This is a genomic window from Marinifilum breve (assembly GCF_003202155.1).
Classification (GTDB): Bacteria; Bacteroidota; Bacteroidia; order Bacteroidales; family Marinifilaceae; genus Marinifilum; species Marinifilum breve.
Window position 1 is genome coordinate 50,977 of record NZ_QFLI01000007.1, and the last position, 13,893, is coordinate 64,869.

The 13,893-nt window shown below is 35.1% G+C and carries 13 protein-coding genes; 10 read left to right on the forward strand and 3 right to left on the reverse strand.

Annotated features, from left to right (window positions below):
• Positions 1–2 precede the first annotated feature (2 nt).
• Complete coding sequence (locus tag DF185_RS15370) at positions 3–206, forward strand: PLDc N-terminal domain-containing protein (RefSeq protein WP_110361647.1); 204 nt, start codon at positions 3–5, stop codon at positions 204–206.
• A 92-nt stretch (positions 207–298) separates the two neighbouring features.
• Entirely contained in the window at positions 299–634 is a 336-nt protein-coding gene (locus tag DF185_RS15375; RefSeq protein WP_110361648.1) for a translation initiation factor, read from the forward strand.
• Positions 635–760: 126 nt separating this feature from the next.
• On the opposite strand, the gene DF185_RS15380 is transcribed toward DF185_RS15375, so the two are convergent.
• Both DF185_RS15380 and DF185_RS15385 read right to left on the reverse strand, forming a co-directional pair.
• Positions 761–1,708 carry a phosphoribosylaminoimidazolesuccinocarboxamide synthase gene (locus DF185_RS15380; RefSeq protein WP_110361649.1) on the reverse strand — a complete coding sequence of 316 codons (948 nt, stop codon included), beginning with the start codon at positions 1,706–1,708 and terminating at the stop codon, positions 761–763.
• 308 nt (positions 1,709–2,016) lie between these two features.
• The gene (locus tag DF185_RS15385) at positions 2,017–3,021 is read right to left on the reverse strand and encodes a PhoH family protein (RefSeq protein WP_110361650.1); all 1,005 of its coding nucleotides are present in this window, start codon (positions 3,019–3,021) and stop codon (positions 2,017–2,019) included.
• A 98-nt stretch (positions 3,022–3,119) separates the two neighbouring features.
• On the opposite strand from DF185_RS15385, the gene DF185_RS15390 reads away from it, so the two are divergent.
• From DF185_RS15390 to DF185_RS15430, 8 genes are all read left to right on the forward strand, one after another.
• Positions 3,120–3,413 carry a putative quinol monooxygenase gene (locus DF185_RS15390; protein WP_110361651.1) on the forward strand — a complete coding sequence of 98 codons (294 nt, stop codon included), beginning with the start codon at positions 3,120–3,122 and terminating at the stop codon, positions 3,411–3,413.
• A gap of 324 nt (positions 3,414–3,737) precedes the next feature.
• A complete protein-coding gene (locus tag DF185_RS15395; RefSeq protein ID WP_110361652.1) occupies positions 3,738–5,300 on the forward strand; it encodes an ATP-binding protein in 1,563 nt (520 codons plus the stop codon).
• A gap of 607 nt (positions 5,301–5,907) precedes the next feature.
• A complete protein-coding gene (locus tag DF185_RS15405) occupies positions 5,908–6,597 on the forward strand; it encodes a DUF6261 family protein (RefSeq protein WP_110361654.1) in 690 nt (229 codons plus the stop codon).
• 133 nt (positions 6,598–6,730) lie between these two features.
• The gene (locus DF185_RS15410; RefSeq protein ID WP_110361655.1) at positions 6,731–7,534 is read left to right on the forward strand and encodes a hypothetical protein; all 804 of its coding nucleotides are present in this window, start codon (positions 6,731–6,733) and stop codon (positions 7,532–7,534) included.
• Between the two features lie 208 nt (positions 7,535–7,742).
• On the forward strand, positions 7,743–8,900 hold the full coding sequence (locus tag DF185_RS15415; protein WP_110361656.1) for an alpha/beta hydrolase: 1,158 nt from the start codon (positions 7,743–7,745) through the stop codon (positions 8,898–8,900).
• 174 nt (positions 8,901–9,074) lie between these two features.
• Positions 9,075–9,530 (forward strand): hypothetical protein, encoded by a 456-nt coding sequence (locus tag DF185_RS15420; RefSeq protein WP_133250049.1) that lies wholly within the window; start codon positions 9,075–9,077, stop codon positions 9,528–9,530.
• 101 nt (positions 9,531–9,631) lie between these two features.
• The gene (gene mazG, locus DF185_RS15425) at positions 9,632–10,408 is read left to right on the forward strand and encodes a nucleoside triphosphate pyrophosphohydrolase (protein ID WP_110361658.1); all 777 of its coding nucleotides are present in this window, start codon (positions 9,632–9,634) and stop codon (positions 10,406–10,408) included.
• Positions 10,409–10,612: 204 nt separating this feature from the next.
• Positions 10,613–11,821 (forward strand): glycosyltransferase family 4 protein, encoded by a 1,209-nt coding sequence (locus tag DF185_RS15430; protein ID WP_165836046.1) that lies wholly within the window; start codon positions 10,613–10,615, stop codon positions 11,819–11,821.
• Positions 11,822–11,904: 83 nt separating this feature from the next.
• On the opposite strand, the gene DF185_RS15435 is transcribed toward DF185_RS15430, so the two are convergent.
• Positions 11,905–13,548 carry an AMP-binding protein gene (locus tag DF185_RS15435; RefSeq protein WP_110361660.1) on the reverse strand — a complete coding sequence of 548 codons (1,644 nt, stop codon included), beginning with the start codon at positions 13,546–13,548 and terminating at the stop codon, positions 11,905–11,907.
• Positions 13,549–13,893: the final 345 nt, after the last annotated feature.

Sequence of the window (13,893 nt, forward strand, 5' to 3'; positions counted from 1 at the left end):
ACATGATAACTTCAGTTCTATTTAATATTTGGCTGCTACTTAAAATAGTTGCCATTCTTCTGCCAATTGTTGCAATTATTGATATCCTAAAAAGAAAATTATTAGCAATAGATAAGCTACTTTGGATTCTACTGGTAATCTTCCTTCCAATTATTGGCTCCGTTATCTATTTTTACGATAGATACAAATATAGAAACCGAAAATAGGTATCTTTGCAGTTAGCAGTTACAAAGTTCGGAGATCTATGAAGATCCTGTAAACTTTACACTGAATTACTTTAAACTTTATCTTTTTTAAAATGGCTAAAAAGAAAAAAAATATCGTGTATTCCACGAACCCTGATTACAACTACGAATACGAAGAAGATTTTGTAGAAGAAACACTTCCTCCTAATCAGCAAAAATTAAAAGTTTTGCTTGACAAAAAGCAACGCAAAGGAAAAGTAGTTACGCTTATTGAAGGATTTGTAGGTAGCCCGGATGACTTAAAAGATTTGGGGAAAATGCTAAAATCGAAATGTGGAGGCGGTGGATCTGCCAAAGATGGAGAAATTCTGATTCAAGGTGATCATCGTGATAAAATCATGGATATCCTAAAATCAGAAGGTTACCAGGTGAAACGTGTTGGTGGATGATGCTTCGACTTCGCTCAGCAACCTTATTACGACTCCACTCAGCAAGCTATCTAAATCGATATATCAAATGATTAAAAACCCCGAAATCCAAGAATTTCGGGGTTTTCTTTTATCATATTAAGAATCTTACATCTCGTTTAAACAAGATTCAATGTTCTTTTCAATTCTATCTTTAACGCTAGTAGCTTCAGCTTTTACGAATTTTTCGCCAATAATTTGCTCGTACAACTCGATGTAACGCTCAGAAATTTGGTTAATTCTCGCCTCATCCATTTCAGGAACTTCTTGTCCTTCTTTACCCTGGAATCCATTTTCCATCAACCACTCACGAACGAACTCTTTAGACAATTGCTTTTGTGCTTCGCCATTTGCCAAACGCTCTTCGTAACCTTCAGTGTAGAAATAACGAGATGAATCAGGAGTATGAATTTCGTCGATCAAGTAAATCTTACCATCTTTCTTACCGAACTCATATTTTGTATCCACCAAAATCAACCCTTTTTCAGCAGCAATTTCAGTACCTCTTTGGAACAATTCCATTGTGTACTTTTCAAGAGCTTCGTAATCTTCTTTGCTTACAATTCCTTGTGCCAAGATCTCTTCTCTTGATATATCCTCATCGTGACCTTCTAAAGCTTTGGTTGTAGGTGTAATAATAGGTTTTTCGAACTTTTGGTTTTCAACCATTCCCTCAGGAAGTGGCACACCACATAATGTTCTTTTTCCAGCTTTGTATTCTCTCCAAGCGTGTCCTGTAAGATAGCCACGAATTACCATTTCAACCATGAATGGCTCAGCCAAATGACCAACAGTAACCATTGGATCTGGAGTAGCGATTTTCCAATTCGGAACAATATCTGCAGTTGCATCCAAGAAGCGCTCTGCAATTTGGTTTAAAACCTGACCTTTAAAAGGAATTCCCTTAGGCAATACAACATCAAATGCTGAAATACGATCCGAAACAACCATTGCAAGATATTCGTCGTTGATATTATAAACGTCTCTTACCTTACCCTTGTAAACATTTTTCTGATTCGGAAAATTAAAATCTGTTTTAACAATAGCTTCTTTCATTGCTCCAAAAAATTCAAATAATTTATAAAACGGTTTAAATTAAGCTAAAAGCCAAAAGCTGTTAGCCATTAGCCAATAGATATTTCAATTAGTTGCGAAGATAGATAAAAGTAAAATTGTAAAAAAGACCAAAAGTGGAATTTGTTACAGAAAATTTATCTTGAATTTATCCAATAGGGAAAACCCTAATTATCCAATAAATATAATACAGTCATCCCGAGGAATCGAGGGATCTCATTCAAAATTGAACAGATTCTTCTCCCGAAACTCGGGATCAGAATTACGATAAAAGTTCTGGCATCTCAGAACTACTGATCACTGTCCTTCTTCTTTTCCTCCAGCTTCTTCTCTTTTATCCTTTGCTCTATCCTCTCGTCTTCTTTCTCGTAAGCAGCAACAATTTCCTTTACCAATCGGTGACGAATGATATCCGAGCTATCGAACTCAACCATTGCAATTCCTTTAATTTTACGAAGAATCCGGAATGCCTGAATCAAACCAGATTGCTGCTTGCGAGGCAAATCAATCTGGGTAATATCACCGGTAATCATAAACTTACCACTGGTTCCCATACGAGTTAAGAACATTTTCAACTGTTTGGTGGTTGTATTTTGAGCCTCATCTAATATTACAAAAGCATCATTTAAGGTTCTACCACGCATGTAGGCCAAAGGTGCAATTTGAATCACTTCTGCCTCCAAATAATCAGCCAGTTTTCTTGGTGGAATCATATCTAACAAAGCATCGTAAAGTGGTTGCAAATACGGATCAATCTTTTCCTTTAAATCTCCTGGAAGGAAACCAAGGTTCTCGCCAGCCTCAACAGCAGGACGACTCAATATAATACGCTTTACTTCCTGATTTCGCAGAGCTTTAACCGCCAAAGCAATTGCCGTGTAGGTTTTACCCGATCCTGCAGGCCCTACAGCAAACACCATATCGTTTTTAGCTGATTTTTCTACCAGTTTACGCTGATTGGCTGTTTTGGCACGAATAATTTTCCCATTGTTACCAAAAATAATTACACTTTCAGGATCATCAGGATCTTGAATGCCTGGCGTATTTTCAAGAATAATTCGTTTGATATTGGAAAGAGTAAGAACATTGTACTGGTTATAGTGTTGAATCAACAAATTGATTTTATCCTCGAATACTTCAAGTATTTTCTCCTCTCCACTTGCGATGATTTCATTTCCTCTGCCCACAATTCTTAGTTTCGGAAACAACTCCTTTACCACTTCAAGTTTTGCATTGTTAATTCTATAAAATTCAAGAGGGTCAATTACCCCTAAAGATATACTCTTTTCTATCATATAGTTTTTTCAATATTCATTACATTTGAGCTCACAAATTAGTTATTAATTCTGATTTGGGAACTCAATGCCACTGAAAATTATTAAATAAAATTCCGATGATTATCCGATTTGTAAAACTTGAAATTCAAAAGGAACATATTGAAGATTTCAAAATACTGACAAAGAATGAAAAAGCTGATATTTTGGCCTTCGAAGGATGTTCTCACCTACAAGTTTTACAAGATCAAAACAATCCTTCTATTTTCTTTACGGTAAGTCATTGGGAGTCGGAATCAGCATTAAACATTTACCGCGAATCCGATTTTTTTCGTGGCAATTGGAGCCAGGTAAAACAATGGTTTGCCAACAAACCAGAAGCCTGGAGTTTAGGAAAATCCGATAATAGTTAGCAAAAGCACCACTATTAGCAGACATAAAACAAGATCAAAGCACATTAACACCTCCTAATATTATCGCATAAAGTACTTTTTTGCGACCTAATTCAACACACCCATACCTACCTTATTATATGGATATTAATCATCCTGTCCCAAAACTCCCCTCAAATTCAGAAGTTAAAACGCACACTGTTAAAACAAACTTAATACACACATCATAACTTTTAATAAACCTATCCGTAAAGAACACTTACAAGAATCATAAAAATTGCTATTATTTAATTAATATCGTAAATTAGACTTAAACCTTTAATACATTACACTACCATACTACTTATGAATAAAGACATAAAACACATCAAACAATTTTTTGTTACTGCAAGTATCGGATTTGTATTTTTAGTTGTCAGCTCATTGGTTTGGAACATTCAAAACGAAAAAAAGACAACCTACAAACTAGCAAAAGTTGAAGCCACAGGGAATCAAAATAAGGATTTAACCTGGCGTCGTTGGGCAACATTACATGGGGGTGTTTATGTCCCTATTACAGATAAAATTCAGCCAAATAATTATTTGAATTTTGTACCAAAAAGAGATGTTACTACAACCGACGGACAAAAATTAACATTGATCAATCCGGCTTACATGACCAGACTTGCTCACGAATTAGAGTTGGAAATATCAGGAGAAATTGGTCATATCACAAGTTTAAATCCAATCCGACCCGAGAACAAAGCCGATGAATGGGAAACCAATGCGTTAAAACAATTCGAATCAGGAGCCAAGGAACACTGCAGTATTGAGACAATAAACGGGAAAGAATATTTGCGCTATATGCGTCCAATGTATGTTGAAAAAGGATGTTTAAAATGTCACGCCAATCAAGGATATCAACTGGGCGATATTAGAGGAGGATTCAGCGTTGCCATACCTATGGACAAATATGAAACAATTATTAAAGCAAAAATATCCGATTTGGTTTTCTTTCACATCTTTATTCTTGCAATAGGGCTATTTCTGGGGTGGTTGGCTTATCGCAGAACATTGCATTCTGTAAAAGAAAGAAACGAATCGCAAGAAATTATTCGTAAAAACGAAAAGTTATTGAAAATACAAAACAAGGAGTTGCGCAAATCAAAAGAGAAGGCCGAAGAAAGCGATCGCTTAAAAACCATATTCCTGCAAAATATGAGTCACGAAATAAGGACACCAATGAATGCAATACTGGGTTTTTCATCTTTAATTCCAGGTGAGTTTCACGATAAAGAAAAGCTAACTGAATATACCAATATCATTAATCAGCGGGGAAAAGATTTACTTTGTATAATTAACGATTTGTTGGATATCTCAAAAATCGAATCGGAAAAAGTAGAGCTACATATCGAACAGTTCAATTTAAACACTCTACTGAACGAAGTAAAAGGCGTGGCACTCGCACTACAAAGCAGGTTCGAAAAATTCCATATCAATGTAATGTTCCCACTAAGCTTCGATAGCGATAACATTATTCTTTGCAGCGATAAAGGCAGATTAAAGCAGGTATTTGCCAATTTAATTAGCAATGCCTTCAAATTTACACTGGAAGGAAAAATTACCATAGGCTATCACCTTTCAGCCAATAAAATCTATTTTCATGTTGAAGATACCGGCATTGGAATTCCTGAAAAAGAGCTGGATAATGTGTTCAACCGTTTTACCCAGGTTGAACAGGAAACCACTCGCATTCACGATGGCACAGGCTTGGGCCTATCAATTGCCAAAGGAATTATAAAACTGCTTAACGGACAAATTGGCGTTGAATCGGAAGTAAACAAAGGCAGCAAGTTCACCTTTTATATCCCTTTTGAAGAAGTTGATTCAGCAAAAGGCCAACAACAGCAATTACAATTCGAAGCGTAAAAACAGTTCAATAGTCTAAAAGTCACAAGGTCTAATAGCCAATTGATCACACTTTAAAAATTACGGTTTACTGGTCACCCATGACTATATTCTATTCTCAAAATATATCTCCCCAACTTGGGGAAACCCCATCCTATTTTTTGAAGTGCTTCCCCAAACTGGGAAAGCACTTTATTTTTTCAATTCGCGTTTTCCCAAGTTGGGGAAGGCATTATTTTTCAGAATGGGCTTTTCCCAAGCTGGGGAAGCACCTCTTTTTTTCATTTCAGGCTTTCCCAGCTTGGGGAAGCTCTCTTTTTTTTAAACAAGGATTCCCCAGTTTGGGGAAGGCGTTTTTTTTTAAAACCGGCTTCCCCAAAGTAGCATTCTAAATATATTTTTAATTGATTATAATACTAGATGACATTTGAAATGCCTCAATATACCATTGTTCATCTCACCAGCAATCCACATTTAAAAGACACCTAATTCCTTCTTAATAGCCTATTTTTCCTGATTAATGATTTTTTTGATCAAATTTTTATTTAATCATACCTTTTTATAACAATATTTTTTATAAATTAGTTTTGACATAAGATTTTACCTTTTAAATCAAACCCCCTAATTTATGTATTCAAAAATTAATTTTCACAATCTTCAGAACATAGAGTTGATTCAATTCATTAAATCATTTCTTGAGGTTATTGCCAAAGCCGATCCTGAGCTGCTTAAAATAAAAGCCCAATACGACGCATTGCTAGCTATTTTCACAGAAATGGACACATTCTATAACCCAGAATTGGCCAACAAGCTAACCAAGTTGGTACAAGAATTAGATGGTAAAAGAGATCAAGCGTTATTGGCTGCCGAAAGCCTGCTTCATTCCATTGACAATTATGGCGACAAAATTGGAGATTACAATTACATTAAAGAGACTGGCACCATTAGAAAGATGTGTACCCGATGGAAAGATGTTGATGAGCTTACACAGGCACTAACAAAACTAAACCTAACACCGTGGGCCAATAAATTAGAAGAATTCAATACGCAATTCGACGCTCAATACATGGAGCGAAACGAATTGGATGCCAAATCTCCTGACATTACCATGGTTGAATATCGTAGAAAAAATTACGATGCTTATAAAGCAGTATTAAAATACATGGAAGCCAATGCCTTGTTAAACGGCATAGAACCTTATATCGAAGTAAACAAAAGCATCAATCGGATGGTTGAAAAATACAATCTGGTAATCAAAACCAGAATTAGCAAAAAAGAAGTAACTGAACTTCCTGAAGAGACAACTTCCGTAGATTAGTAATTATTACTTACATGCAATTTGGAACTACCCCTCGCGGGGTAGTTTTTTGGTTGAATTTGTAAAATTAACCAATAGCTACACATAAATTAATTTAATACCAGACACTTTACAACACATTAATTTTACTCCAATGAAGATTTATGAAAAAATAAGGCCTTTTCTATTCTTAAAAAGAGACAAGAAGTCGGTTCATTACAAAAATCTAAAAGATGGCGATAAAATCGAAATTGATGGCAAAGAATATGTAAAAGTAAGACTTCAATTGGTAGATAGCTTGGATATGAATTCGGCAAAAACAATTGATAGCCTGGAGACAGAGAATAATTTTCTCGCAGAACAAAACATAGATTTATCTGATAACCTGGAAGAACTTAAGATTAAAGTTTCTTTACTTGAACAGCTGAATCATAACCTTGTACATTGTAATAACAAAGAAGCTACAAATGTTATAAACACCAATGTTACAATTATGAAACTCGAAAGCAAAATTAAAAAATTGTCCAATTTAAATAAGAGCTATAAAAACGAATTCAAACAACTAGCCTATCAAAACAACCAACTTAAAGAAAAACTTTACAAACAAGATTACGATGCAAATCACCTAATTCCTAATGATCATATTCAAAAGAAAAATAAGGAATTAACTAAAGCAGTTGAATTACTCAATAAGAAAGTAACATTACTCGAACAATTAAATAAAAACTTAGCAAATAATAAGAATATCAAAAATATTAAAACATTAAACCGAGATAACACAATAATTAAATACAAAAAGGAAATCACCCGCTTAAATAAATTAAGCAAAACATACAAAGATCAATCTGAGCTACAGGAAAGGCAAAATAAAGTCCTCAAAATAAAACTAGCTAAACAACTAATTAAAGTAAAAGAACTGCAACAAGATAAACACCCATTAGCATCCTTAATAGAATGAAAGCATTCTACAATAAAATTCTGTTCTCCTTGTTTCTGTTATTAGAAACAATGATATATGCCATAGAGATAAATTCTTATACAACAATTAATTATTTGCTGTAACAAATAACCTATTCAACCGTCTTATCCTTAATTTTATTGATTATGTACCTACAGTTGAATCTAATACTTACGCTCGAAATGTAATAGATAATAACTCAAAAGAAATGAAAAAAGCAATCTTACTATTATTAGCGCTAATTCCCAGCCAAATTTTTTCACAACAAACATTGGTAAAAATTTTTAAATCGGAAGTTTTAAACGAGAATAGAACCATTCGAATACACTTGCCAAAGTCGTATGATTCAAGCAATGTAAACTATCCCTTGGCCATTACTCTCGATGGAGAATACATGTTCTATAATCTTGTGGGTAATGCAGAACTTCTTTTGGCAAATAATAAAATACCCGAAATGGTAATTGTTGGTATTGATCAGAATTATAAAGATAATGCAGAGAAATATGCTAGATGGCAAGATTGTAATTACAATTCAGAAACCACCGAACTTAAAGATAAAGGTGTAAATTTTGAGAAGTTTATCAATACGGAACTGATCTCGTATTTAAGTAAAAATTATAAAGCTGGCAAATACAAAATACTTGCTGGACACTCGTTAACTGCCAGCTATTCTAATTTTTTATTAAGCAACAAATCGGCATTTAATGCTTTTATATTGCTTAGCCCATACATGCCTGCAAGCCTGTCTCAAAAAGTAAGCAACAACCTGTGGAAGACAGATAAAAACTTATCGTATTACATCAGCACCAGCGATTATGATTTAAGAGGTCATTCAAGTTCAATTGCCAAATTCGATAGCTTGCTGCACACCAAACAGCTTGATCCGAAAGTAACTTACACCATAAATAAATTCAAAAAAGAAACACACTATTCTCTAATCAACCGAAGCTTTCCTAAAGCTCTAATGAATTGCTTCCAGGAATTTCAACTTATTACTGATGATGAATTGGAGAATGAAAAGGATTTGCTCGCTTATTTAAAAAACAAGTATACCAAAATAAAGCAATTGTATGATCTATCCTTGCCAATACGAAAGGATGATATTGAAAGCATCTATTGGATTGCAGAAGACAGAGAAGATTGGAATTTACTTAAAAGGATTGGCGATTTTAGCATAGAGCTCTATCCTGATTATGCCGATGGTTATTTCATGCTTTCAACAGTGGAAGAGCAAAATCAAAACTACGAAATGGCTTTACAACTCTATAAAAAAGGCTACGACAAACTTGGCGACGATGTATTAAATAAAAGCGACTTCTATAGAGATATAGAACGTCTTGAAAAGATCATGAAAGAATCGAAATAATGGCAAGTTAATCAGATTAAAAATCTATAAAGTCAATATTTGATTGCCAATAATGTCATAAATATATTTTACATCTAAACATTAAATTCAGTAATAGTCATATTTGATACTCCAATGTATCCATACGTTTTTACCAAATATTTATCTTAGTACAGCAAAACTAACCCATATTCAATGCTACTATCCTACAAAACAGAACGACTTCCCCTTAACTTTTTTATGCTGGGCATTAGCTTATTTTTAATTGGAATTGCCTTAACAATTAGTGAAGCTTACCAAGGAATCGTGGCCATTATTCTATCCATTCCTTTTTTATTTACCCATTCGGGTTTGTTGATAGATGCAGAAAATAAGCGATACAAAAAATACACAGGCCTGTTGGGTCTTCGTCTTGGTTCTTGGTGCGATTTATCGAGAGTCACACATTTGCAAATTATTCACACACGTGAAACCAAAGGAATGGCAGTACTTTCCATAGCTCGAAACGAAACCAACGTGGTACAAAAACTTCTCCTCATGATGCCACACGAAAGAATTGTTCTGCTATCGGATACACAGGAAAAATTGGAACCTATGGCAAAAAAAATTGCAAAGGAATTGGGACTGGAATTAAAATTTCCGAAGAATTAAATCCCAAAAGTCCAAACCAGTCTGAGTTTTTGAGTTTTGGACTTTTGGGATTTGGATTTTGGAATTTGTACATTTGATCTTCTATTATCAAATACACAAGTATGGACAGAAAACTACAAGCCTTTGAGCGCTTATTGGATATAATGGATCAACTTCGCGAAGGTTGTCCCTGGGATAGAAAACAAACCTTCGAAAGTCTTAGAACCCTAACCATTGAGGAAACTTACGAATTGGCCGACTCAATATTGAAAGGAGACAAACAGGAAATTAAAAAGGAATTGGGCGACATTTTACTGCACATTGTGTTTTACGCAAAAATTGGCTCGGAAACTAATGATTTCGACATTGCTGATGTTTGTGATGGCATTAGTGAAAAGCTAATTTATCGCCATCCACATATTTTTAGCGATACCAAAGTTGCCGATGCCAAAGAAGTGGAGGAAAACTGGGAACAGTTGAAACTAAAAGAAAAGAATGGTAACAAATCGGTATTGGCTGGCGTCCCTCACTCCTTGCCTGCCTTGGTAAAAGCCAACCGTATTCAGGATAAAGTACGTGGTGTTGGTTTCGATTGGGACGAAAAAGAACAGGTTTGGGAAAAGGTGAAAGAGGAAGTAAACGAGGTGGAAAGCGAAATCCGAAATGGCGATCAGGATAAAATGGAGCAAGAATTTGGCGATTTGTTCTTCTCTTTAATCAATGCAGCACGTTTGTATGGCGTTAATCCTGAGAATGCACTGGAAAGAACCAACCAGAAGTTCATGAAACGATTCAATTACCTGGAAAGTAAGACTCTTAAACAGGGCCGAAACCTAAAAGAGATGAACCTGGAAGAGATGGATGAAATTTGGGAAGAGGCAAAACAATTTGACAAGTAGTAGCTTCAAGTTGCTTGATTCATGATACCAGAAAAACAGTGCTAAATTGAATTAACAATTTAGCACTGTTTTTTGTTTTAAAACTTTTAACTTTAGACTTAAACACTTTTAACTTTCTCTATGAACATTCTTCAAATCATACCTGGCTCGGGTGGCAGCTTTTATTGCGGCAATTGCTTACGCGATGATAAATTTTATTTGGCAATGAAAAAACAAGGACACCAGGTAACCAAATTGCCCATGTACCTTCCCCTGTTTTCCGATGAACATGATTTGAATGAAATTCCTGTTTTTTATGGAGCCATCAGCATTTACCTGAAACAGCTCTATCCTATTTTCCAGAAAGCACCTGCTTGGGTTGACAAGCTTCTCAACTCGAAACCCATGTTAAAATTGGCTGCAAGTATGGCAGGTTCTACTAGTGCAAAAGGATTGGAAGAGATGACCATATCCATGCTAATGGGTGAAGAAGGCAAGCAGAAAGAAGAGCTACACCGAATGGTAAGTTGGATGGCAGAACACCTGCAACCAGACGTACTGCATTTGTCGAATGCTTTATTGCTAGGTTTGGCTCCAAAGTTTCGAGAAGTTTTTCCCAATTCTGTTATTGTTTGTTCTTTGCAGGATGAAGATGTTTGGGTGGATGCCATGAACAATTCTTTCAGAAATAAAATCTGGAAGTTAATGAGTGAGAAAGCTCAAGCGGTTGATGGCTTTATTGCGGTTTCTGATTTTTACGCAAAAGTGTCTTTAGAGAAGATGGACATCCCTGAAAATAAAGTCTTCATTAATCACTTGGGTGTTGAACCAAACGATTACCAGGTAAAAGCATTTGAAGAAAAAGCAAGGAACATTGGGTACATCTCCAGAATGTGTGAAGCCAATGGATTCGACATCATGATAGATGCATTCATTCTTCTGAAACAAGAAAAAGAATTTGAAGATGTTCAACTCATTCTAACGGGTGGATCTACCGGTGATGACAAAGGCATATTGAAAGAAACAGAGAAAAAGCTTAAAAATGCCAAGCTTTGGAATGATGTGGAATTCCATGAAGATTTTGATGGAAGTGGACGTCACGATTTCTTTAGCAAAGTACAAATGATTTCTGTTCCAGTACGCAATGGTGAAGCATTTGGTCTGTATCTTTTGGAAAGTATGGCATCAGGTGTGCCAGTGGTGCAACCCAAGCTGGGCGCATTCCCAGAAATTGTGGACAAATCGAAAGGTGGAATCATTTACGAGCACAATAGTAAAGAAGAACTTTGTAATGCTTTAAAAAGCTTATTGAGAGATCAGAATCAATTGAAACAACTTTCGTTAGATTGTAGAAGTGGTGTAGAAAATGAATTCAACATTGTGAATCAAACACAGAATCTTCTGAACATTTACAATCAGCTCAAGGGAAATTAATTTTTAATTCAAACCTATCTACTCTTTCTTAAAAGAATGGAATAAAATACAAAAGGCTGATCCATTGATCAGCCTTTGTTTATTTAGTGATATAAAAAGCGTTTTATCTTATGTGTCGCTGTTTTTTGAAATGGATCAACATGTGCAACTACCATCTGAACCTGAGAGAATTTGTTGACACGAGAATTCACATAAACCTGCAATTCTTCTATTAGTTCATCAACAGTATGATCTACATAATCTTCCACCTCTTTTTTCAGATGTTTGTATTGTTGCTCAAGCTCTTCGTAGTTAAAGTGAACCATTGCCACCAACTTGCCTTTTTTCTCCACTACTATCGACTCAACAACATGCTTAAAGTTGTTAATCACCGATTCAATTTCCTCTGGATAAATATTTTCCCCGCTTGCACCAACTATCATATTCTTCAATCTTCCTTCTATATACAAGTAGTTGTCCTTATCCATTTTGGCCAAGTCTCCAGTTTTGAACCAACCATCTTCGGTTAGAACTTCTTTGGTTTTCTCTGGCTCCTTGTAATATCCCAACATTACATTATCACCTTTGGCCCAAACTTCACCAATTTGAGTTACAGGATCTGGATTGTGAATTTTCAATTCTACACCCATTAATGCCGGTCCTGTCGATTGGAATTTGGTTTTCGATGGTCCAATTCCAGCCAATAAAGGAGCTGTTTCGGTTAATCCATAACCAATGGCATAAGGAAATTTGGCCTCCCGCAAGAATCTTTCCACATTCGAATTCAACTTGGCTCCACCAATTCCAAAGAAGGTTAATTCTCCACCAAAAGTTTGCATTAGCTTTTTACCTGCTATGCCATTTAATCTTTTTCTGAAAAAAGGAACTTTATACAAAACTCTTGTAATGGCTTTCGAATTGATAGATGGAAGAACTTTGCCCTGATAGATCTTCTCAATGATTAAAGGAACTGAAAACATCACCGTAGGCTTAACCTCCTTGAATGCAGAAATTAGCAGCGAAGGAACCGGAGTTTTTCCCAAATAGTAAATACAAGCTCCTGCAATCATCGGAATTACATAGCCCAAAGTATTTTCGTAAGTATGCGATAAAGGAAGAATTGACAAAAATCGATCTGTTTCATCAATTGGATGAATGGTTTTAGAACGAGCTGCATTCGAACAAATGTTCTTATGCGATAACATTACTCCTTTAGAATTGCCTGTTGTTCCCGAAGTATAAATAATGGCAGCCAAATCATTCTCTTCAACAGTATATCTTGTATTAGATTGAAGGCTACTATCAAATTTGAAATCTGCTGAATCCTTCTCAATTAATGAGTAATCTTCAATAGCAATTTTATATTGTAGACTTTCAGCTTCTATTTTTCCCAATTTTGGAAGTAATCCTTTGGAAACCAAAATGGCTTTAGCTTCTGAGTGTTTAAGGATATTTTCAATTTCACCAACACTAAAATCCGGCAACATAGGCACCACAACAGCTCCCATAAAAACCGTTGCATAATAGGCCATTCCCCAGTTAGGCATATTGGTGCTTAAAAGCGCTACTTTATCCCCTGGCTCTATTCCAAGTTTTTCGTAAAATACCATTAATGATTTAATCGTAGCATCAACCTCATTATATGTGAATGGTTTTTGTCCGACTAAAGCCATTGCATTGCAATTACCAAACTTTTGAACTGTATTTTCAAAAAGAGAAGGAAATGTAAATTTATTATTGTTTTCCATTTTTCTGGTCTTAAGGTTTGAGCAATTTCAAGCACTGTGTATAGGCTTTTTTAATGATTTGCTCCCATGCAAGTTATAAAAAATATTAAACGAGCTCCATTTTTTAAGCTTTTAGCCCGTCTATGAATTAAATTTTCTTTTGTTTTGTTGATCAAACCACCTTCTTAAACACCTAATAATAGGGACACAATCACCTAATGAGCATTTATTTTCACCTATAAAGATTTTAATCATTCAAATCTTGAAATTATTCTTTTTTTAATACTTTTAGTGTTCTAATCATGAAACAACACAGTATGCATGCAATAAAATGAATGATCTTTTTCTCTCATTAATGATTCATTT

What these genes read in the sequence shown, in the direction of transcription:
- DF185_RS15370 (WP_110361647.1), top strand. Translation starts at nt 3, where the DNA reads ATGATAACTTCAGTTCTATTTAATATTTGGCTGCTACTTAAAATAGTT.
- DF185_RS15375 (WP_110361648.1), top strand. Translation starts at nt 299, where the DNA reads ATGGCTAAAAAGAAAAAAAATATCGTGTATTCCACGAACCCTGATTAC.
- DF185_RS15380 (WP_110361649.1), bottom strand. Translation starts at nt 1,708, where the DNA reads ATGAAAGAAGCTATTGTTAAAACAGATTTTAATTTTCCGAATCAGAAA.
- DF185_RS15385 (WP_110361650.1), bottom strand. Translation starts at nt 3,021, where the DNA reads ATGATAGAAAAGAGTATATCTTTAGGGGTAATTGACCCTCTTGAATTT.
- DF185_RS15390 (WP_110361651.1), top strand. Translation starts at nt 3,120, where the DNA reads ATGATTATCCGATTTGTAAAACTTGAAATTCAAAAGGAACATATTGAA.
- DF185_RS15395 (WP_110361652.1), top strand. Translation starts at nt 3,738, where the DNA reads ATGAATAAAGACATAAAACACATCAAACAATTTTTTGTTACTGCAAGT.
- DF185_RS15405 (WP_110361654.1), top strand. Translation starts at nt 5,908, where the DNA reads ATGTATTCAAAAATTAATTTTCACAATCTTCAGAACATAGAGTTGATT.
- DF185_RS15410 (WP_110361655.1), top strand. Translation starts at nt 6,731, where the DNA reads ATGAAGATTTATGAAAAAATAAGGCCTTTTCTATTCTTAAAAAGAGAC.
- DF185_RS15415 (WP_110361656.1), top strand. Translation starts at nt 7,743, where the DNA reads ATGAAAAAAGCAATCTTACTATTATTAGCGCTAATTCCCAGCCAAATT.
- DF185_RS15420 (WP_133250049.1), top strand. Translation starts at nt 9,075, where the DNA reads ATGCTACTATCCTACAAAACAGAACGACTTCCCCTTAACTTTTTTATG.
- mazG (WP_110361658.1), top strand. Translation starts at nt 9,632, where the DNA reads ATGGACAGAAAACTACAAGCCTTTGAGCGCTTATTGGATATAATGGAT.
- DF185_RS15430 (WP_165836046.1), top strand. Translation starts at nt 10,613, where the DNA reads ATGAAAAAACAAGGACACCAGGTAACCAAATTGCCCATGTACCTTCCC.
- DF185_RS15435 (WP_110361660.1), bottom strand. Translation starts at nt 13,548, where the DNA reads ATGGAAAACAATAATAAATTTACATTTCCTTCTCTTTTTGAAAATACA.